The sequence below is a fragment of the Exiguobacterium sp. RM11 genome (assembly GCF_059821525.1).
Genome location: NZ_CM187558.1, coordinates 594041 through 613386, shown reverse-complemented (window position 1 = coordinate 613386; position 19346 = coordinate 594041). Strand labels below are relative to the sequence as shown.

The 19346-nt window shown below is 49.2% G+C and carries 17 protein-coding genes; 6 read left to right on the top strand and 11 right to left on the bottom strand.

Annotated features, from left to right (window positions below; genetic code table 11):
- Positions 1-110 precede the first annotated feature (110 nt).
- A complete protein-coding gene (locus AC5LIL_RS03255; RefSeq protein ID WP_214759628.1) occupies positions 111-986 on the top strand; it encodes a tetratricopeptide repeat protein in 876 nt (291 codons plus the stop codon).
- Positions 987-1021: 35 nt separating this feature from the next.
- On the opposite strand, the gene AC5LIL_RS03250 is transcribed toward AC5LIL_RS03255, so the two are convergent.
- From AC5LIL_RS03250 to AC5LIL_RS03220, 7 genes are all read right to left on the bottom strand, one after another.
- The gene (locus AC5LIL_RS03250) at positions 1022-1771 is read right to left on the bottom strand and encodes an SDR family NAD(P)-dependent oxidoreductase (RefSeq protein ID WP_214744286.1); all 750 of its coding nucleotides are present in this window, start codon (positions 1769-1771) and stop codon (positions 1022-1024) included.
- A 118-nt stretch (positions 1772-1889) separates the two neighbouring features.
- Positions 1890-3596, bottom strand: a complete 1707-nt coding sequence (locus tag AC5LIL_RS03245; RefSeq protein WP_499824882.1) for a methyl-accepting chemotaxis protein — start codon at positions 3594-3596, stop codon at positions 1890-1892.
- Between the two features lie 182 nt (positions 3597-3778).
- Complete coding sequence (locus tag AC5LIL_RS03240; RefSeq protein WP_499824881.1) at positions 3779-5623, bottom strand: methyl-accepting chemotaxis protein; 1845 nt, start codon at positions 5621-5623, stop codon at positions 3779-3781.
- A 124-nt stretch (positions 5624-5747) separates the two neighbouring features.
- Positions 5748-5960, bottom strand: coding sequence for a DUF2922 family protein (locus AC5LIL_RS03235; protein ID WP_074036279.1), 213 nt, complete (start codon positions 5958-5960; stop codon positions 5748-5750).
- A gap of 26 nt (positions 5961-5986) precedes the next feature.
- A complete protein-coding gene (locus AC5LIL_RS03230; protein ID WP_074036277.1) occupies positions 5987-6199 on the bottom strand; it encodes a hypothetical protein in 213 nt (70 codons plus the stop codon).
- 27 nt (positions 6200-6226) lie between these two features.
- A complete protein-coding gene (locus tag AC5LIL_RS03225) occupies positions 6227-6367 on the bottom strand; it encodes a YvrJ family protein (protein ID WP_214694127.1) in 141 nt (46 codons plus the stop codon).
- Positions 6368-6435: 68 nt separating this feature from the next.
- Positions 6436-6645, bottom strand: coding sequence for a hypothetical protein (locus AC5LIL_RS03220; RefSeq protein WP_214784309.1), 210 nt, complete (start codon positions 6643-6645; stop codon positions 6436-6438).
- Positions 6646-6962: 317 nt separating this feature from the next.
- On the opposite strand from AC5LIL_RS03220, the gene AC5LIL_RS03215 reads away from it, so the two are divergent.
- Complete coding sequence (locus AC5LIL_RS03215; protein ID WP_499824880.1) at positions 6963-7406, top strand: MerR family transcriptional regulator; 444 nt, start codon at positions 6963-6965, stop codon at positions 7404-7406.
- A gap of 48 nt (positions 7407-7454) precedes the next feature.
- Here AC5LIL_RS03215 and AC5LIL_RS03210 read toward each other — a convergent pair whose 3' ends face one another.
- From AC5LIL_RS03210 to AC5LIL_RS03200, 3 genes are read right to left on the bottom strand one after another with little or no spacing between them, the layout of a single operon-like run.
- The gene (locus AC5LIL_RS03210; protein WP_499824879.1) at positions 7455-7799 is read right to left on the bottom strand and encodes a YxeA family protein; all 345 of its coding nucleotides are present in this window, start codon (positions 7797-7799) and stop codon (positions 7455-7457) included.
- A gap of 13 nt (positions 7800-7812) precedes the next feature.
- Positions 7813-9645: an FtsX-like permease family protein gene (locus AC5LIL_RS03205; RefSeq protein ID WP_499824878.1), complete on the bottom strand. Its 1833-nt coding sequence runs from the start codon at positions 9643-9645 to the stop codon at positions 7813-7815.
- The gene (locus AC5LIL_RS03200) at positions 9632-10393 is read right to left on the bottom strand and encodes an ABC transporter ATP-binding protein (RefSeq protein ID WP_499824877.1); all 762 of its coding nucleotides are present in this window, start codon (positions 10391-10393) and stop codon (positions 9632-9634) included. Before AC5LIL_RS03200 ends, AC5LIL_RS03205 begins: the two co-directional genes overlap by 14 nt.
- Before the next feature lie 107 nt (positions 10394-10500).
- Here AC5LIL_RS03200 and AC5LIL_RS03195 point away from each other — a divergent pair, with 107 nt between their 5' ends.
- Complete coding sequence (locus AC5LIL_RS03195) at positions 10501-11187, top strand: response regulator transcription factor (RefSeq protein ID WP_499824876.1); 687 nt, start codon at positions 10501-10503, stop codon at positions 11185-11187.
- A gap of 12 nt (positions 11188-11199) precedes the next feature.
- Complete coding sequence (locus AC5LIL_RS03190; RefSeq protein WP_499824875.1) at positions 11200-12573, top strand: sensor histidine kinase; 1374 nt, start codon at positions 11200-11202, stop codon at positions 12571-12573.
- A 14-nt stretch (positions 12574-12587) separates the two neighbouring features.
- Here the strand turns inward: AC5LIL_RS03190 and AC5LIL_RS03185 are convergent, their stop codons facing one another.
- Positions 12588-14435 (bottom strand): sensor domain-containing phosphodiesterase, encoded by a 1848-nt coding sequence (locus tag AC5LIL_RS03185; RefSeq protein ID WP_499824874.1) that lies wholly within the window; start codon positions 14433-14435, stop codon positions 12588-12590.
- Positions 14436-14730: 295 nt separating this feature from the next.
- On the opposite strand from AC5LIL_RS03185, the gene AC5LIL_RS03180 reads away from it, so the two are divergent.
- The gene (locus AC5LIL_RS03180; protein ID WP_499824873.1) at positions 14731-16533 is read left to right on the top strand and encodes a C40 family peptidase; all 1803 of its coding nucleotides are present in this window, start codon (positions 14731-14733) and stop codon (positions 16531-16533) included.
- A 112-nt stretch (positions 16534-16645) separates the two neighbouring features.
- The gene (locus AC5LIL_RS03175; RefSeq protein WP_499824872.1) at positions 16646-19342 is read left to right on the top strand and encodes an EAL domain-containing protein; all 2697 of its coding nucleotides are present in this window, start codon (positions 16646-16648) and stop codon (positions 19340-19342) included.
- The last annotated feature ends 4 nt before the right edge of the window (positions 19343-19346 follow it).

Here is a 19346-nt window from a genome sequence, read left to right as displayed (position 1 = left end):
CTCCTTTTCATGCCTTATTCTTCATTTCCCGTTTTTCGAAAAGATGCTACTCCCACGTTTCGAGAACAAGTATAATAAAGCCACACCTATATTCGTGAGGAGGAGATCACATGACACACACCATCGATTTACACAGCCCAGACTTCCAACGCACGTTTCTTGAGATGATGCTCCTCGCAGAATTAACAGATGCGTATAACACAGAAGCGATTACGGCACTTGCGACACGTGGCGAGACGGCTTTCCCAGAAGATCCATTCTTTCCTGCGATGCGCGCCTATCCGTATATTCGTGAAGGGAACACCGCAAAGGCAAAGGAGTGGCTCGATCGAGCAAGTGAACGAGGTGACCATTTCATCCTTCACATGCTGAACGGGATCGTCAGCGAAGATACGGGCTTCACGTTCGAGGCGGAGCAGCATTTCCTCCGAGGTGTCGAACGCTATCCTGACGTTCCGCTCATGCACCGTGCCATCGCCATTCATTACTTCGAGCGGAAGTTCTACGGAGAGGCCGGCCTTCACGTCATGCATTACGTCCGCCTTGCCGGACTCGGACCGGATACCGTCCCGATGCTTCTCGAGTTTTTCCAAGTATATGACGATATTCCAATCGAGATGGTGGACGAACTGATGAAAACGGCGAGCGGCTATTTGACGGCCAATCCGCATGACTCGCATGCCCACTCTCTATATGCCGCCATCTGCAGTCAACGTTTCGCTTCCCTCTCCGCCGGACTTGAAGACGAGGACCCGCTCACCGAAGAGATGATTTGGATGCTCCTCGAAGTCGAGAACCACGGGATGTGGAGTGCGACTTACGATCGCAGTGAAGACCGGACGTTCCGCCACATGTTCGCCGACTATGTGAACAACGTCATTCTCCCGAACACGTCACAGTTTTATGTATTGCGTCTCCGGATGCGTTATTGGACACGCCGTCTGACACACCGCTTCACAGGTGGCTACACCGTCCCGATGTCATGAAAAAATCACGCCACACAGTGGCGTGATTTTTTAGGTTATCCAGCGTACGGTTTAATCGGTCCACGTAAACTGAACGAATAGTCCTCTGGGTCGACAATCCCGACGACTTCATCCCCTTCGAGAAGGTCATACAAGAACTCAGCCATTTCGCGTGCCGTATGATACTTCGCCACGTTCTCACTATAGTCGAATCCTTCCGTATCGCGCGCTCGGTCGGCAAAGCTCGTCTCGGTCGCGGCCGGTGCGAGCACTTTCGCCCTAAGCTTCGCGCCACTATTCATCAATTCTTGTGCGAGCCCTTCCGTATAAGCACTCACGTAAAACTTCGTCGCACAATACGTGACCGAGTTTGGCACGATGCGATAGCCACCGACGGAAGACACGTTCAACAGTTGGGCCCCTTCAACATCATGGTAGTCGCGGACGTATAGGCTCGACAAGACCGTGAGCGCCTCAATATTCAGGCGAATCATATTCTCAATCTTGCCTAAATCGACATCTTTGATGAGGTCTGCGTCTCCGAACCCGGCATTGTTGATCCACGTCTCGATATCGAGGTCGGCGAGTGATTCATATAGACCGTATACGTTCTCACTGTATGAGAGGTCCGTCGATTTAATGATGACGTCACTATCTGACGAGATCGACTTGATTTCATCTCGCAGCGATTCGAGCTCATCTTTCCGTCTTGCGACGAGGACGAGTGACTTCCCTTTTTCAGCGAGCAGCTTCGCTGTCTCATAGCCAATTCCTGAACTTGCTCCTGTAATGACCGTATATTTCATGTGACCCACTCCCTTTTTTTCGTTTACCCTGTTCTCATTTCCCTACTTTTCATCTCATGAATCGTCTCGATGTGAATGAAAAAAATCCTGACTCCGAAGAGACAAGATTTCCCTCACATCATGTCGTGAACTTTCCAATCAATGTCTGTAAGTCGCTCGTCATATTTCCGAGTGACTCGGCGACGCCGTTCAATTCTTGAATCATCGCAAGCTGTGCGTCAGAAGTTTCTCCGACCGAACGCATCGTTTCAGCCATCGCTTCACTGTCTTGTGACATGTGTAGAGAGGATGTTGCGACTTGCTTCGTCGTCTTCGCAATCTCGCTTGACGCGATGCGGATGTGCGACGTGTTATCGACCGACGTCTCGAGTTGACGGACAATCTGTTCGAACGCACGTGTCGCTTGTTCAAGTAACTTTGAATTCGTTTCGACACGCTTCGCACTGACGACGTGTTGGTCGAGGACGGCATTCGATTGCGCCTGAATCGACTCAATCAGCCCAGCGATTTGTGTCGCCGATTGTTTCGACTGCTCCGCGAGTTTACGCACTTCTTCTGCGACGACCGCGAATCCTTTTCCTTGTTCACCGGCACGTGCCGCTTCGATGGCTGCATTCAGCGCCAACAAGTTCGTCTGGTCGGTAATCGATTGGATGACTTCTGTGATGAGGGCGATCTCATCCGACTGTTGTTTCAAGGCCGAAATCGATTCCCCGGTGAGACGTGTCTCCCGCTCAAGTGCACGTACTTCGTCTTTTGCCTGCGTCATCGTCGCCCCGCCTTCTTCAGCGAGTTTCAAACTTTGTGACACATCATCATCAATCAAACCGATTGAACCGGCGATTTGACCGATGCCTTCGTCTGCAGCTGCCACAGCGCGGGCTGATCCACTCGCTTCTTTCGCCTGGGCGACCGTTTCTTCCACGACCCGGTCGATGAGGCGAGTCGTCTCTTCCGTCTGTGACGCCATCTCTTCTGTGCTCGCATACAGCTCTTCAGATTGTGCTGTGATTTCTTGTGCGTTTTGTGTGACACGGTCAATCAATTCGCGCAAGTTTCCTTTCATTCGGTTGAAGCCGGTCATCAACTGTCCGATTTCATCTTGTGTGAGTGCCTCTAGGTCTGCACGTGTCAGATCACCTTCTGCGACCACAGCCACTTCTTTCGCTAAAAAGCGTAGCGGAGCCGTCACCATTCGACTGATGGCGTATCCTGCCCCCACCATCAACACAACACTCACAATGGCGATGACAATTGAATACAAGAAAGCACGCTCGCCCGCCTGTTGGAGTTTGGTTTGCATCGCCAACATGTCTTTCTCCGTTTCGGCTTGAAGTGCCTCTCCTGTCGACGAGATCGACTTCGTGACGTCCGGCATGAGACGGAGCGTCAAGCGGTCGATTGCCTCTTGGTCATTCTCATCGATGGCGGTGATTGCTTGTGTCGCGAGCGCATCATAGCCCGTCGCATATTCAAGCAATGCTTCAAACTCGTTACGTTCCGTTTCATTGTCTGCCAGTCCAATCAACGATTCGATGGCCGTTTTCTTCTCTTCTCCACCTTGGATGATTTGTTGTTTGCGTTCATCATCCTGAACCAAGACATAGCCACGGACCCCATATGCTTGACGTACCATTCCGAGCGCCAAATCGTCTGCCGCTTTCATTTTCATGACATCGTTTGAGATCATCTGCTCATACTGACTCGTCATGCGTTCAAGCGTCCAAAGGTTGTATCCCATCCCGACGAACGTCAAGATGAGGAGCAATCCGATGCTCGCCATAATTTTTTTGGACAACGTCCATTTGTTGAATACTGTTTTCACGACTTACGAGGAGTCTTCTCCTCTTCCACCTCTTTTTCTCTTTTTGTTTAAGTACTGCCTTTTCTATATCGGACATCACACCCTAATTTGTACCAACAATTTGAAATTCATAAATGCATTGACCTACCTTTCGAAAAGACAGCAAAAAAAGAACCAGACATACGCCTGGTTCTGATTACTGCTTATAGTTTAAATTGAGCGACGCGATTCGATAGTTCGCTCGCGCGTTTTTCCGTCTCACTCATCTTCGCCTGGACATCATTGAAGCGTTCGACCGAAAGTTGAACTTTCTCTGAGATCGACTGCGTTCCGTCCGCGCCTTCTGTCACGGTCGTCGCCACTTCTTGAATGACGCCGAGAATGTTGTCCGTCATATGTCGGAGTTGAAGCGCATTGCCTTCGAACGTTTTCGCCGTCTCGCCGAACACCGTTGCGTCTTGTTCATACTGCGTCGCAGCCTCTTCGAGACGATCGTAATCGGCCATGACTTTCGTGTTCAAGAACGTCAGCATGTCAGCCGAACTCGTGTTGAGGCGCTCGACCGAATCGATGACCGTGTTTGATACGTCACGAATCTCGTTCACCGTCTGACGTGAGTTTTCTGCAAGTTTACGAATTTCAGAAGCGACGACCGCAAACCCACGACCCGCTTCACCCGCTCGTGCCGCTTCAATCGATGCGTTCAATGCGAGCAAGTTCGTCTGATCGGCAATGGCGAGAATGGCCGTCGTCAAGACGCGAATCTCTTCGACAGACTGCGCTCCCTTGATCGCTTCCGCGAGTTCAACTTGTTTCTTCTCGATAATCGTCACGGCCTCCGTCTTCGAGACGACAGCCTGTTCACGCATTTCGTGCGCGCGTGTCTCGACACGTGTCGCCGTTTCAGCACTATCGTTGGATAAGTCGACGATGGAATCAATCGAGCTACCCATCTCGGTCGTCGAGGCGCTCATCTCTTGCGAAGAAGCTGCCGTTTCTTCCATGCCGGCCGTCAATTCTTCGACCGTTCCAGATGTTTCTTCCATATAGTGACTGAGTCGCGTCACTTCTGCAGATACGTCTTTTGAAGAGGACAGGACGACTTTTGCCGTCTCATCGACATCAATCATAATTTCGCGCAGTGTCCCGAGGAACGTATTGAACGAGCGACTGACTTGGGCAATCTCATCGTTCGACGTCACCGGGATTGTCATCGTCAAATCGCCGCCTTGCGTCGCAAGCTCATCAAATCGGGTCTGGAGCGTCTGCATCGGTCGGATAATCGAGCGTAACAAACTGAGTCCGAGGAATAATAGAATGACTACGGCTCCGACCGTCACGGCGATGAGCGCCATGAGTGACTGCATGAACTCACGCTCCATGTCCTGTCCGACACGTTGCGACCCTTCTGAGTTGTATGCGACCAGGTCACTAAGTTTTTGAGTGAAGTTGTCATACGTCGCTTGCGACTGAGCATCATAATATGATCGTGCCATGCCCGTGTTTCCGGTCGAGCTGAACGTTAACATGTTGTCCGAGACACGTTGATACATCTCCCATTGACGTGAGAAGTTATGGAAGAGTTCTTTGTCCTCTTCATTCACGGCTCTTTCTTCATACTTCGGCGCAATCGTATTGATTTCATCCCGAATCTCTTTCATTTGCGTCATCAATTCTTCTTTTTGCGTTGCATCCTCTGTCACGATGTGATCAAGTTCGAGCGTGCGATAGTTCGCTGCGAGCGTGTTCAGTTCATGGGCATAGTCGAGCCCTTTGTTCCAGTTGTTGACGATATCGTCCGCTTGACGGTTCGCGTCGTTCATCGAAAATAGTGCATACCCACCGACGCCAATGACCATCACGAGTGAGATGATGACGAGTCCCCACAATTTTTGACGAATCGTCAAGTTCTTGCCGACGTTCGCCCCGAAAGATGTCGTGCGTTCACGCTTCTCTCCACGTTTTCGTTTGAGCGTCGGTTTCCACGTCCATGTCGGTTTTCGTTTGATCCGACTGAGTGTCTTAGACCAGATTGATTTCCATGCCATCTATGTATTCCCCTCTCAATCATGCAGTGTTTCCTATACTATCGACAATTTTCTGAAAATAGTGAAGGGGATTGACCAAACTTAAAAAAGGCGACCCCAATTGCAAGAGTCGCCAGCCAACAGATTATTTTGCACTCAATACTGTCTGCGTGCCTTCAATCATTTTGATTTCCGTCCATTCCATCACGTTTTTCGCGAGTGGGTCGTTGGCGACCATGAAGTCCGCCAATGCTTCGATTTTTTGTGAGTCGACGGGTTGTTTCACGTTGTTGAGACGGAAACGAACGACCTTATGGAATGCGTCTAAAAATGAGATTTCAAGTTTTGTGTCAGTCATGGGTTATGTCCTCCTTAGGGTATGGGTTAGACTAAATCGTATTCGCGGATGATGCCGAGGTCTGCGTCTTCTTGAATCACTAAATCGATCAAGAGACGACCGAACGCGTTGACCGTATCGGCCGTGAGGTCGGCACGGACTGGACCGAACCGTTGTGCTTTTTTCGTCGGTTTTGCCGTTTCAATGTCGTGGTGCGTCGTCAAGACGAGTGTCGCTTTCTTTTCCGTTAAGACAGCCATAGGGGGATGGCTCCTTTCAATGGGGGATTAGGTTTCTGATAAGGTCGAATCATCCATGCGCTCGAGGAGCTGGATCATCCGATCGAGTTTCGTCTCGATTCGATGAAGCAAATAGAGCGAAACGACGATCGGGAACCCGAGATTCGAGATGAGTTCGGGCCAACTCATGTGACCACCTGCTCATCATGCCAAATGTCGGTGCCGGTACGAGTGAGGTTTTGCATAAGTCCTCCGTGTTAATACACGATCGATTCTTTAGCGACGACGTAATTGACGGATTCGACATCGATGAGTGCCGTCAGTAAATCTCCGAACTGCCGCATCAACGCCTCATCCATTTGACCGCCGAGCGGTCCGTAGCGAACGAGCTGCTTCTTCTCTTTCCCATCCACGAGTCGACGAGTGTCCAAATAAAACATCGTCGCCACTTCTTCGTAAGTTGCCATCTGTCTCACCTCCTTCGCCCTTATTAACCGCTTACAAGAAAAATGTGCTCAAACTATTTTCAAGGTGTCTTCAAGACGAAAGTCCCATATTTTCTGAATTTTTATTCATTTTTCAAATTTTTACTGCGCCACTTGAGTTTTGATACCAATTAGGGTATCTTAATGTTCGACAGACATCGTTCAAAATTACGCCAAAAGTCCCATGAATCATTTCCCCACTTTGAAAAAACTGTAAGTTAAAATCTTGAAAATGGGGTACGATACGTAAGAAGACATTTTGAAATGACCAGTCAGTCTTGAAGAAGGAGATCCATCATATGAACAGCTTAGACCTCGCACGTACTACTTCTATTCCTTCCGCTCAACACGACTTCGACCAGGCCGACCTGACGTTTTCAGCGACCGAATGGGATGCATACCGACCGGAACAAGGAAAACCAATCTCGTATAAAGAGCAACATTTGATTGTTTATCCGCTCAAAGAATTGAGCCGTGCCTTTAGTGTGGCTGGTATTCCACGCAGCCAACAACAGTTGATTAAATGGGAGACAGATGGCGTATTGCCACCTACCCCGTTCACGTTCGGCCGAAAGCGATTCTATACGGAAAATCAGATTCGTACCATTGTCGACATCGCATTAGAATGCGGATTGCGTCCACGGACACATGTCAAAAAGACAAACTTCTCTGAATTGGCGCATCATGAATTGACGTACATATTACAACTCGAACTGAACGCTTATGAAGCGCCTGACGTCTGAGCAGGCAAAAGCCATCCGCCATGATGCTCATGACGAATGGCTTTTTTGTTACCAATATTGAATGACCGAACGCGGTACGTCCTCGCGGGAGACTTCGTCATACGAGGTGACGGTATCCCCGTCTTTAACGTATAAGCGCAAATACGCCCCTTCTCGAAGTTCTTTTCCTGCAGTAAACGTGACTTCATTCAACTCTCCTTCTGGTGTATACGCGGGTTGCGTGTACACGTATCGTTTCATCACATCCCCATTTTCAAGTGTCGTCTCTTCCACGTCACTCGGTGTTTGAACTTCCACAAACAAGGTGTCTTTCCCCAATCGATTCCAATCCACTTGCAATAAACCCGCGAGGAGTAGGATGGAAACTACTCCCATTCCAATCCATTTTTTCATCTTTCTGCTCTCCTTATCGAATGGCCGTCATGAACCGACGAACCGTGATTCCGTAATAGACCGCATAGATGGCCGTATAGACACCCATCCATGCGAGAACAGGCACCGTAAAATTCATACTTAACAAGTTTGAAAAAGCAATGAGTGCGACCGTCGCATGCAAAATCCCGAGTGCGAACGGTGCGAGGAAGACGACGATGATCTGTTGACGCACCGTGCGTCGCACGTCCCGTTCGGATATTCCGATTTTTTGCAAGATGGCGTACTTCGCCCGGTCATCCTCAGCTTCCGTCATCGTCTTGAAGTAGATGACGCTACCTGTCGCGACGAGGAAGACGAGCCCGAGAAACGTTCCGACGAAAAGGAGCGCCCCGTTCATTGCCATCGTTTCCGCGTATACGTCTGGTGCACTCGAGAACGATTCGAGCCCGAGATTCGCCAAACGTTCAGATTGAACTTGCTGATCTTTGAACGACTCCGTGAGGGCGACCTGATACGTCTCACTCGGCTCCGACATCGTCTCGAACACCTCATCCGCAACGACGAGGAACGTCCCGCCAAATGTCATGACATTGAGTGGCGAGGCTTCCGTACGTGTCGCGACGTCAAACGTCCCTGCTGAAAGTTCGACCGATTCAAGGTCCTCCGAGTAACGCTCGTCATAGAACGGGTCGACCGACAAAACCTCATCCTCTGGGAACGATGCAGGTTCTTCCTGTCCGAGCCCTTTGAGAAGGTGACGATAGGTCGACGCATCGATGACGCCAAGCTCTCGTTCTCCGTATTCCGCTTCCATCCGGATCGTCTTTTGTTCTACGCTTGATTCGAACGTCGCCCCTTTTACATCGACTGCCTCCCCTTTCCAGGCATACGTGTACGGTGTATAGGAAGATACATTCTCTTCCGCGTAATAGTAGACACTGAAGATAGCACCGCCGGCCGTGATCGCCGTCGCACTGATAATACTGATCAGTGTGAGCGTCTTGGCATTGCCACGGATGCGATAGAGCAGTTGTGACGTCGTCAACAAGTTGAGTCGTTTCCACGACCAGCGCTCATGTTGTTTAAGCCACGCCAACGCAAAGATCAACACGCTATGGAACAAGAGCGCCGAACCGATGACGCTCAACCCAATGATGAGTAGCGGCATGGCGAGCCCGAGCGTTCTCCAAAGTGAGGACGTCATCAAGTCTTGAAGCGCGAGCCAATAGGCAACCCCGATCGTGAAGACACCCATAAGCGCGACCCATCCTCTTGCTGTCGGCACGCCTTCCCCGCTCTTATCCGCATGGAACAGCTCGATCAACTTGAAGCGATAGATGACCCGATACCCTTGGAACGAAGTAAAGAGGAAAATGGCAAGAAACACGAGGAACGTCTCCACGAGTGCCGACGCCGAGAAGGCGAATCCGATGTCGAGGTCGCTCTTCATGAGACGCATCAATAGTTGGAGAAGCGCATTCGACCCGAAGAGTCCGAGAACGATTCCGACAATCAACGACACCGCTCCGATGACGATATTTTCAAACAAGAGCAAGAGTCCGATTTGTTTCTTTCGGACCCCGAGTAGTGAATAGAGCCCGATTTCTCGCTTCCGACCTCTCAAGAAGAAGGCGTTCGAATAGGCGATGAAGAGCGCGACGAACAACATGAGGATGAACGTCGACGTGCTCATCAGTCCACTGATTTTCTTCGACGTTTCTGCGAGCGCACTGATTTCATGGCTATGTTTGAGCGTCGCAAACGTGAAGTAAATGACGATCGAGAAAATGGTCGTCCCGACGTAAAGCGCGTATCGTGACAAATTACGTGCGACGTTCTTCTTCGCGAGCTCAAATAGCGTCATCGACGGCACCGCCTTTCGCCAGCTCTTCGAGGATGGACTGATAGAACGCATCACGTGACGCATTGCCACGAATCAGTTCCTTGTTCAAACGCCCGTCCTGGATATAGAGGACACGGCGACAGAAGCTTGCAGCGAAGGCGTCATGCGTCACCATCATGATGGTCGTCTCGGCCTCGTTCAACCGTGCGAGCGTATCCAACAAATCCGTCGCTGACTTCGAGTCGAGCGCGCCGGTCGGTTCATCGGCGAAGATGAGTTTCGGGTCCGAGATCAAGGCACGACAGACGGCCGTCCGTTGTTTTTGTCCTCCTGAGATTTGATACGGATATTGGTCGAGGATCCCTTCAAGTCCGAACCGCTTCGCCAACCGTTCGACTTTCTCTCGTGTTTCGTGAACGGGCGTCTTCGAGACGGCGAGCGGGAGCAACATGTTTTCCCGTACCGTCAACGAGTCGAGCAGGTTGTAGTCCTGGAAGATGAAGCCGAGATGGTCACGGCGGAAGTCGGCGAGGGCCTCCTCGTTCATCGACGCGATATCTTCCCCTTCCACGAGAATCTCACCGGACGTCGGTGTATCAATCGTCGCGAGGACGTTCAGTAGCGTCGATTTCCCGGCCCCGGACGGTCCCATGATTCCGACGAACTCACCATGTTCGATCGTGAACGAGACGTCATCGAGCGCCCGAAATGTTGTATTGCCTTTTCCATATTTCTTTTGAATCGATTTCACTTGTAATAATGTTTCCATGTTCAGCACCTCTTTCTGACTCTTACATTACGCCCCTTGTCTTAACTTCAACTCACGCGTACCTTACAAAATCCTTACGTGATATGCTTGATTAAGAGGTGATGACGATGGAACAACCACGGATTCTCATCGTGGATGATGAACAAGATTTATGTACGTTGATGCAACGGGCGCTTGAAAAGGAAGGAATCACGCAAATCCGAACCGCCCACACACTAAAGGACGGGTATGACGTCTTTGAGACGTTCCATCCACATTTGGCGATTTTAGATGTCATGCTACCGGATGGGGAAGGTTATCAACTTTGCCAACAGATTCGAGCACACTCGAACATCCCCATCCTCTTCTTATCCGCTAAATCGGAAGAAGTCGACAAACTGCTCGGGCTCGCCATCGGGGGTGACGATTACATCACGAAGCCGTTCAGTCCGAAAGAAGTGGCCTTCCGCGTCAAAGCGCAACTTCGTCGAGTATCGATGATGGAAGCACCGATGGAAGAGACGACCGTCGGACCGTTCCTCATGAATGAAGATGAGACGGAAGTGTATATGAACGGGGAACGATTGGAATTGACGGCGAAAGAAGTCGGTCTCCTCGCCTGCTTTTTGCGAAACCCGAATCGGATTCTCAGCAAAGAGACATTATTCACCCAAGTATGGAGCGAATCATTCTTCGGTTCGGATAACACGGTCATGGTCCATATCCGGCGTTTACGAGAAAAAATCGAGCCGAATCCTTCTGCCCCGACCTATATCAAGACGGTCAAAGGTCTCGGTTACCGGTTGACGGTATAAGGAGCGTTTATGATGAAATGGAAACTGACCGGTCGCTATTTATTGTCGATTGTATTGATTGTCGCCATTGTCGTCTTTCTGAACATCGCTATCCTATTTGGACTTCTCATCAATGACCGAACAGGACTCGACGATGTGGAAAGCAACTCTGGGGAGACGTTCACCCGCAACTTCAGCACGTACCTGTCACTCGAGGACGGAGAGCCCGTCGTCTCAACTGAAGGTCAGGAGGCGCTCAAGCAGTATGGGGCGTTCATCCGCTTTTTAGATGAAACAGGCCAGGTCGTGAGTGAAGTCGATGCACCGAGCGGACTACCTGATGCCTATTCGCCGATTGAACTGATTCAAATCTATAAATATATGGATGACGAGCTTCGACTCTATTTCATTGGAGAATATGAATCCTACAGTTATCTAATCGGTGTGCCAGAGGCGAGTGAACGCCGGGTGCTCTTGATGTTAGATGAACAGGCGGTCCTTTCCTATATGTCGAAGGCGTTTCTATGGATTCTTGTCGTCGATTTGATCGTTGCCGCATTGATTGGTCTCTTGTTCAGTTCTAGATTGACCCGCCCTGTCTATCGATTGACGGAGCGAATCCAACAATTGAAGAGACGAGATTTCTCTCAATCTGAACCGAAGCGTGTCGGCATCTATCGTCCTGTCTTCCATGACTTAAATGCGGTCTCCGAGACGCTCACGACGTACGAACGACAACGCGAAGAACTCGATAATCGACGGAAAGAATGGATGAGTAACGTGTCCCATGATTTGAAGACACCGCTTGCCTCGATCCAGGGGTACGCTGAACTGTTGGATGATGATTCGTTGGACGAAGCGGATCGTAACCAATATGTACACGTGATCGAGCGCCAAGCCAAGTATATGAAAGAATTGCTCGATGATTTCAACTTGACGATGCGACTGCAGCACGGCGACTTCCCGCTTACATTAGAAGAGACACGCCTTGAGCCGTTCGTTCGAGAAGTCATCATTGACGTGTTGAACGACCCACGTTTTAGTGAGCGTCAGATTGAATTCGAGGCGACCACGGCAGCGACCGTTTCGATTGACCACCACTTTATGAAGCGTGCCCTGCTCAACTTCTTGTATAACGCCCTCCTTCATAATGATGAATCGGTCATCGTGACGGTTCGGGTCGATGAAGACGTCGTGACCGTCCTGGATGATGGGAACGGAATCGCCGAATCTGAATTGCCGTATATATTCGAACGCTATTATCGGGGAACGAACACGGATGATGCTCGTGGGAGTGGTCTCGGAATGGCAATCTCACGGGATATCATCGAAGCACATGATGGGAAGGTCGAGGTCGAAAGTCATCAAGGACAAGGTACGACCATCCGAATTCTCTTCACCCCATAGCAAAAGGGACGCACTCAGGCGTCCCTTTTTTGTTTCATATAGTGATCAATCCATATCTCTAGTTCTTCGAGCGGCAGCGGCTTAGAGAAGTAATACCCTTGCATCTCATCGCAGCCGAGTTCGCGTAACGCATGCCACTGTTCAATCGTCTCGATTCCTTCACAGACGGTCTTCAAGTTCAGTCCTCGCGCGAGGTCGACGATCGACTCGACGATGACGTTCCCGGTCGGATCGTTCTCCGTCACTTGGATGAACTGACGATCAATTTTAATCTCATGAATCGGATAGTGCTTTAAGTAGACGAACGCCGAGAAGCCGGTCCCGAAGTCATCAATCGAAATCGAAAACCCTTCTTCACGGAACGCGACAAACCGGTCGATGACATGCTGTTGGTTTTCCATGCCGACACTCTCGGTGATCTCGAGCGTCAAATAGCTCGTACAGACACCCTCTTCCCGGGCAATTTGGGCGAACTTCTCGACGACTCCTTCAGACAAGAAGTGACGTGCTGATAAGTTGAGGGCAAGGGAATACTGGTCTCCCCGGTCATGCCATCGTTTGAGTTGGCGACAGGCCGTCACAAACCCCCACTCTTCTAAGTCAATGATGACACCCGTCGATTCGGCGAGTGGGATGAAGTCGAGCGGTGGCACGAGACCTCGTTCGGGATGGTTCCAACGCATCAAGCCTTCGAACCCTCTGAGCGCTCCGGTCGACGCATCGACTTTCGGTTGATAATATAACATGAACTCATTTCCGGCGAGTCCACTTCGTAAATTCATCTCCAAAATCAGTCGATTCGCCGCTTTCGTCCCCATTTCTTCTTCATAGAAGACAATCGCCGCCCGTTGAAACCCTCTTTCACTCGCGGCGATGCGTGTCCGGTGAACCATCTCGAGCGTCGTGATGTCCTTTTGCTCGATAGCGATAAATGCGCTCATCGTCAAGATGACTTCTAACTCATCGACAAGGAACGGGTCGCGTACGAGAACTTCACACAACTCATCCGCGACAGCATTTAGTTTGATTCGATCCCCGTACGGTAACCAAATCGCAAAACCTGACTGTGACAAGCGACTCAGGTTCGACTCGTCGACATAACGACGTAGACGATTGGCCACTTCTCGGACAATCTCATCTGATTTTTCGATTCCAATCGCATCTTCGATCGACCGAAAATCGTCGACCTTCAAATAGACTAAAGCCCCTAGTTGTTGCGGCTGTTGCTGACGTTCCTCGTCCATCTTCTCGATGAAGCCCGTATCTTTTAAAAGACCCGTCAATTCATCCATATAAGCTAGACGACGAATGTGTGTATCAACCGCCTGTCGATCGAGTCGGAAGTAAAGAATCGAAATAAAGTCCGTCAATGTACTGACAATCAACTCTTCGAGGTAAGTCCACTCCCGTGGGAGGAACGTCTCACAACAAATGACACCTTTGGCGCGATTGTTCGCATAAATCGGCGCATCGAGCATCGATTGGATTCGTTGTCCTTCCACGAAATAGTCGGTATATAGTTCTTTCACCCATGGATGATTGCGGACATCTTCAAATGCAAGCACTCGGTCTTTTTGAAGTGCATCAAAGTAGTCCGGGGCGAGTTCGCGGTGAACCGTCAGTTTTGGATAATGTGTCCCTGATTCGTGAGAATAGGCGACTTGGCATGAAATGGATTGATACGTTGTGTCAAAATGCCAAATCGACACCGTATCGACCGCCAGCATATCGGCAACGATTTCACACATGTACCGCGTTGCCTCTTGTACCGTGTCCTCTGTCACAACCGGCATGCGTACGAGCTCGAACAGTTTCTCTTGATGTTTACGATATGTTTGGCTTGAAAAGTTCTTCTCGACCATCAGTCTGCTACCTCACCACATTTGATTTGACCTTATAATAGCATGAAACCTCTTATCTCACGTTTTCCAAAATTCAACAGAAAGTCAATGGTTACCACCATCTTATATAGAAGAAAGATTAAAAAAATAATAAATTAAGCCCATCTAAAACATTGACCTTTTTTGCTAAGATACCTTTTGAAAATATCATCAATATCATTGCGACTTAAATTGCATAACAAGTACAATAGAATGGAAATGTATTGATATGCTTGTAAACCATCACCATAAGTTGTTCGAGAGAGGAAGTGGCTTCATGAATCAAAAATCTGGTCTCGCCTATTCATTCGCAGCAATTGCAGCAGTTAGTTTTCTCGCCCATGCAGATGAGGCTACTGCCGCAAGCACACACACAGTGCGATCCGGTGACTCATTGTGGTCCATCAGCCGTTCCTACAATCTTTCCGTATCAGCGCTGAAATCATTGAACGGTCTGAACTCAGATGTGATTCGAGTAGGACAAACTCTCAAATTGTCTGAAGGCTCGTCTAGTTCAACAGCTGGTTCATCGTTAACAACGTCGAGCACAACGAAAATGACGACAACCGATGCACTGAATTTACGTTCGGGCGCCGGGACGTCCCATCGAATTCTATTGACGATTCCAAAAGGAAAAATCGTCACGACAATCCAAACGAACGGCACGTGGACAAAAGTGAGCTACGGTGGTCAAACGGGTTGGGTGCACAACGGGTATTTGAAAAAAACTTCTACCTCAACAACGCCCGTACCGACTACACCACCTAGCGTGACACCTAGTTCTTCGACCGCTAAGACAACAGTCAATTTGAACCTTCGTGCTTCAAATTCAACAAACGCGAGTATACTAACGACCATCCCAAAAGGAAAAACAGTCACGATTTTAAAGCGTGAAGGTTCTTGGTCGCAAGTCAAGTATGGAACACGCACAGGATATGTCGCTCATACATATTTAACAGCAACAGGACCAGCGACGCCTTCGACACCTGCCGTACCAAGTACGCCGAGTACACCAACTGAAAACACGCTTAATCAACAGTTCGTCACAACAGCAAACTTGAATATGCGTCAAGGGGCCGGGATTGGCTATGCGCTCGTCGCGACAATTCCGAACGGTACGACTGTCAAAGCTTCGAAAAAATCGGGGAACTGGTACTATGTCACGTACAACGGAAAGACTGGTTATGTCAGTGCCAGTTATTTGAAACAGACATCAACAACTCCTAGTGAACCGATTGCTCCAAATGATGGCGATGCCGGAGCAGGCAACACGAGTGTTGATTATATCGTGAATACCCCATCGCTAAATGTTCGTGCAAGTGCCACGACAAACTCGTCCATAATCGGAAGTGTAAAAGCTGGTCAGACCTTACGCGTCGTTCAGACCTCGAACGGATGGCATCAAATTTATTATGGAAATACGACCGGGTTCGTCTCTTCCGCTTATGTCAAATCGGTTCCAAAAGGTTCAACAGAATCTCCATCTTGGGTGGAAGGGTCATATGATCAACATTCATTCTACACATACCGTCCAACGGTCATTCGGTCACAGGCAAATGAATCCAGTAAAGTTGTCGGTTCCACTGTAAGAGGAGAACTTTTAAATGTAGTCGGTGAAACATCGACGCACTATCGCACGACATCCGGATACATTCTAAAGTCAGCCGTTACTCAAATTAATGGACAAAGCCCTCAAGCAACGCGACTCGCAACGATTGCGATTGCTCAAAAATATATCGGTTCTCCTTACGTATGGGCTTCATCTAGTCCATCAAATGGAGGATTTGATTGTTCCGGACTTATTTATTATGTATTTAATCAAACTGGCGTCTCTATTCCGAGAACGAACGTATATAACTATTGGACTGGATCTTATTTCGGTCAACAGTTAAGTGAATCCTTTACACCAAAAGCGGGTGACCTCGTTTTCTTCGAAAACACATATACAGCAGGCCCATCTCATATGGGTATTATGATTGATGCAAACACATTCATTCATTCCGGTTCTTCTGGACTTGGCTACAATAAAATTCAAGAACCGTATTGGCAATCACGCTTGATCGGTTATAAACGACCGTGACTTTGGTCACACCATAAAACCCGACGAAAGTCGGGTTTTTCTTTCATTTTGCAGGATTTTCATCCGATGAAACGAAATCGGAAGTATGATGAAGGAAAAAAGGAGGTGCCGGATGGGTCAACCCCGCTTTGCTAAAATTCCATACCGTACCTACACGATGGTACTGGCAATCGCTTGTCTCATCGGTGTCTTGATGTTCGGACTCGGAACGAGTTATTACTGGCATGAAAAACAAGAAGCGATTGACGAGACCATCACGAACTTGAATCAGGCAGCGAACCTGGCTGGCGTCGAAGCATATGTCACCTTGTTCGAAGCGGCGACTCGATATGAGGATCAATCGAATCAGACGACATCATTTCTTTCTACCCCTTATAAAGAGCGCGCGCTTCAATACAATGAACGACTGAAGAAAGACTTTGAGGCCGGTGTGAATGAACGAGAGCGGGAGACGCTTCAGGCATTTTCAAATGAATTGGAAGGCATTCTCGATGCGGAGCAGTTCGAAGCGGTCCCGTCTGATGTCATCAGTTCAATCAATCGACGTTGGCTCTATCAGGCGCTCGAACAAACCAATCAACCAAACGCCACATATGAGCTGACGGACGCAATGATGCGAATCCAGTCAATGCTCATGCGCAGTGGTGATGCACTATACCGTGAACCGATTGATGAAGAACAATTGATGAGCACTGTTGATTTGATCGTCAATGAAGCGACAATCATTCAAAAGATTATCGATCAAAACGAAGCGTTACAAACGAAAGCTGTCATCGATGTCGCAGAAAGTGGTCAATCGTTTGCGAATATGGCAAGTAGTGAAGCGTCACTTGAAGCTCGTTACGTCAATTCGACGAACGTCTACGAAGATGCATACGCTGCCCTTCGCTCGATTCGTTCCACGTCTGAGACGATGTTGCAAGAGGAAAGTAAACACTTTCAAGTCCTTGCCACAGCATCCTTTGTCATGACGCTCCTCTTATCGCTTGGACTGATTTTCCTGCTCTACTATACACGAAAACGGTACACTCACGATTTGGCGCATCTGAAAGCACGCGCCCTCGCCATCGATCCCAGTATAGTTCCGGTCGAAGCGACATTCCCGAAAACACATGACTTCCGTGGCATCGAAGACGAATTACGTGAGATTGCGGCGAGCGTCCATTCGACCGTCCATGAGCTCGAAAATCGCTCACAAGAACTCGTCCGCTATCACGAACGTTGGTCATCTCTCTTCTCAGAGACGGGTCTCGCCATCGCCTTGATGGACGACTCGTATAATCTGATGGAACGAAACGAGATGTTCCGTCAATTTTTCGGAGACCGAAATTTATATGAAATCAATCAACTATTCACCGAGACGGGGCGGCGCCTGTTCGAGCAAGCGCTCGAAGGTGTGACCGATCAAGGTACGAGCGCGCAGTTCATCATTCATTTAAAAGGTGAACACACACGCTATTTGAACATCAAGTTGACGCCGCTCAAACGGGAAGAAAAGCTGACATATTATTTGATTGTCGAAGACGAGACCGATCGAGTCGAACGGGAGCGGAAAGTCGACCGCCTCGTCCGCTTCGATTTAGCGACCAATCTCTATAACGAATATGGATTCATTCGGAAATGGGAGCGTCAAGAAATTGATGGAGCATTCGTCCTCATCCGACTACACGACTACCATCATCTCGCCGACTGGTATGACCCGGCGTATGCGGACCTACTCATGACTGAGTTCGCCCGCGCTGTCGAAACCCGTCTATCCAAATATGCGCACCATCTCTTCGGTCGATATCGGGATGATATGTTCATGTTATACGTGAAAGGCTTCACTGCCGAGGATGAACATGAACTAATCGAACTGTTCCCGAGTGAATTGATTGTCAACCACAAGCGACAAAACGTGCATATCCAACTCGGTGCGACCGAGACGAAACCGGCGTATAACGATTGCCTATTCGAGGCGATGAAAGCCTTACAGCACGCGAAAGAAACACGTACGCCACTCGTTTGGTATGACTCAGACATCTTGGCTCAAATGCAACTCGCCGCCTTGATTGAACAGGCACTTCCGGATGCCATTCGAAAAGGTGACTTGACGGTCGCCTATCAGCCGCAAGTCGAGCTGAAAACCGGACGCGTCGTCGGTGCGGAAGTACTCGCCCGTTGGACACATCCTGAGATGGGAATCATTCCACCGAACGAATTCATCCGAATCGCCGAGCGGTCTGATCAAATCCTTTGGCTGTCACACAACATCCTCGACCAGACGATTGAACAACTCGTCGCTTGGCAAGGAACTTCGTTTGAAGACATTTCTCTGTCGTTCAACTTGTCGGCCCACTCCGTCGACCCATCAATCGTCACGAAACTTCGTGATTCGATTGAGAAATACCCATGGCTACCGGACCGATTGAAAATCGAATTGACCGAGTCATCGGATATCATGTCGTATGCGAGCGAGCTCGAACGGTTAGAAGATATCGCCGACCTCGGGTATTGTCTCTCGATTGACGACTTCGGCACTGGGTATGCCTCATTCGAAGCGATTTGGCACTTACCGATTCAGGAAGTGAAAATCGACAGGATGTATGTGAGTGGGAAAGCGAAAGAGAGCACGTCGTTCTTACGTGCCGTCTCACGTTTTGCGAACGAGCAACAGTTGACCGCTCTCGCGGAAGGAATCGAAACTGAGAACGACCTGTCCCGTATGATTCGGGAAGGAGTCGAACTCGGTCAAGGCTACTTCTTCTCACCTGCACTCGATGCGGCTTCATTTGAATTATGGGTTAACACGAAGGGACACTCGAATTGAGTGT

What these genes read in the sequence shown, in the direction of transcription:
- AC5LIL_RS03180 (WP_499824873.1), top strand. Translation starts at nt 14,731, where the DNA reads ATGAATCAAAAATCTGGTCTCGCCTATTCATTCGCAGCAATTGCAGCA.
- AC5LIL_RS03215 (WP_499824880.1), top strand. Translation starts at nt 6,963, where the DNA reads ATGAACAGCTTAGACCTCGCACGTACTACTTCTATTCCTTCCGCTCAA.
- AC5LIL_RS03185 (WP_499824874.1), bottom strand. Translation starts at nt 14,435, where the DNA reads ATGGTCGAGAAGAACTTTTCAAGCCAAACATATCGTAAACATCAAGAG.
- AC5LIL_RS03225 (WP_214694127.1), bottom strand. Translation starts at nt 6,367, where the DNA reads ATGAGTTGGCCCGAACTCATCTCGAATCTCGGGTTCCCGATCGTCGTT.
- AC5LIL_RS03175 (WP_499824872.1), top strand. Translation starts at nt 16,646, where the DNA reads ATGGGTCAACCCCGCTTTGCTAAAATTCCATACCGTACCTACACGATG.
- AC5LIL_RS03240 (WP_499824881.1), bottom strand. Translation starts at nt 5,623, where the DNA reads ATGGCATGGAAATCAATCTGGTCTAAGACACTCAGTCGGATCAAACGA.
- AC5LIL_RS03230 (WP_074036277.1), bottom strand. Translation starts at nt 6,199, where the DNA reads ATGGCTGTCTTAACGGAAAAGAAAGCGACACTCGTCTTGACGACGCAC.
- AC5LIL_RS03205 (WP_499824878.1), bottom strand. Translation starts at nt 9,645, where the DNA reads ATGACGCTATTTGAGCTCGCGAAGAAGAACGTCGCACGTAATTTGTCA.
- AC5LIL_RS03190 (WP_499824875.1), top strand. Translation starts at nt 11,200, where the DNA reads ATGAAATGGAAACTGACCGGTCGCTATTTATTGTCGATTGTATTGATT.
- AC5LIL_RS03195 (WP_499824876.1), top strand. Translation starts at nt 10,501, where the DNA reads ATGGAACAACCACGGATTCTCATCGTGGATGATGAACAAGATTTATGT.
- AC5LIL_RS03200 (WP_499824877.1), bottom strand. Translation starts at nt 10,393, where the DNA reads ATGGAAACATTATTACAAGTGAAATCGATTCAAAAGAAATATGGAAAA.
- AC5LIL_RS03235 (WP_074036279.1), bottom strand. Translation starts at nt 5,960, where the DNA reads ATGACTGACACAAAACTTGAAATCTCATTTTTAGACGCATTCCATAAG.
- AC5LIL_RS03255 (WP_214759628.1), top strand. Translation starts at nt 111, where the DNA reads ATGACACACACCATCGATTTACACAGCCCAGACTTCCAACGCACGTTT.
- AC5LIL_RS03220 (WP_214784309.1), bottom strand. Translation starts at nt 6,645, where the DNA reads ATGGCAACTTACGAAGAAGTGGCGACGATGTTTTATTTGGACACTCGT.
- AC5LIL_RS03210 (WP_499824879.1), bottom strand. Translation starts at nt 7,799, where the DNA reads ATGAAAAAATGGATTGGAATGGGAGTAGTTTCCATCCTACTCCTCGCG.
- AC5LIL_RS03250 (WP_214744286.1), bottom strand. Translation starts at nt 1,771, where the DNA reads ATGAAATATACGGTCATTACAGGAGCAAGTTCAGGAATTGGCTATGAG.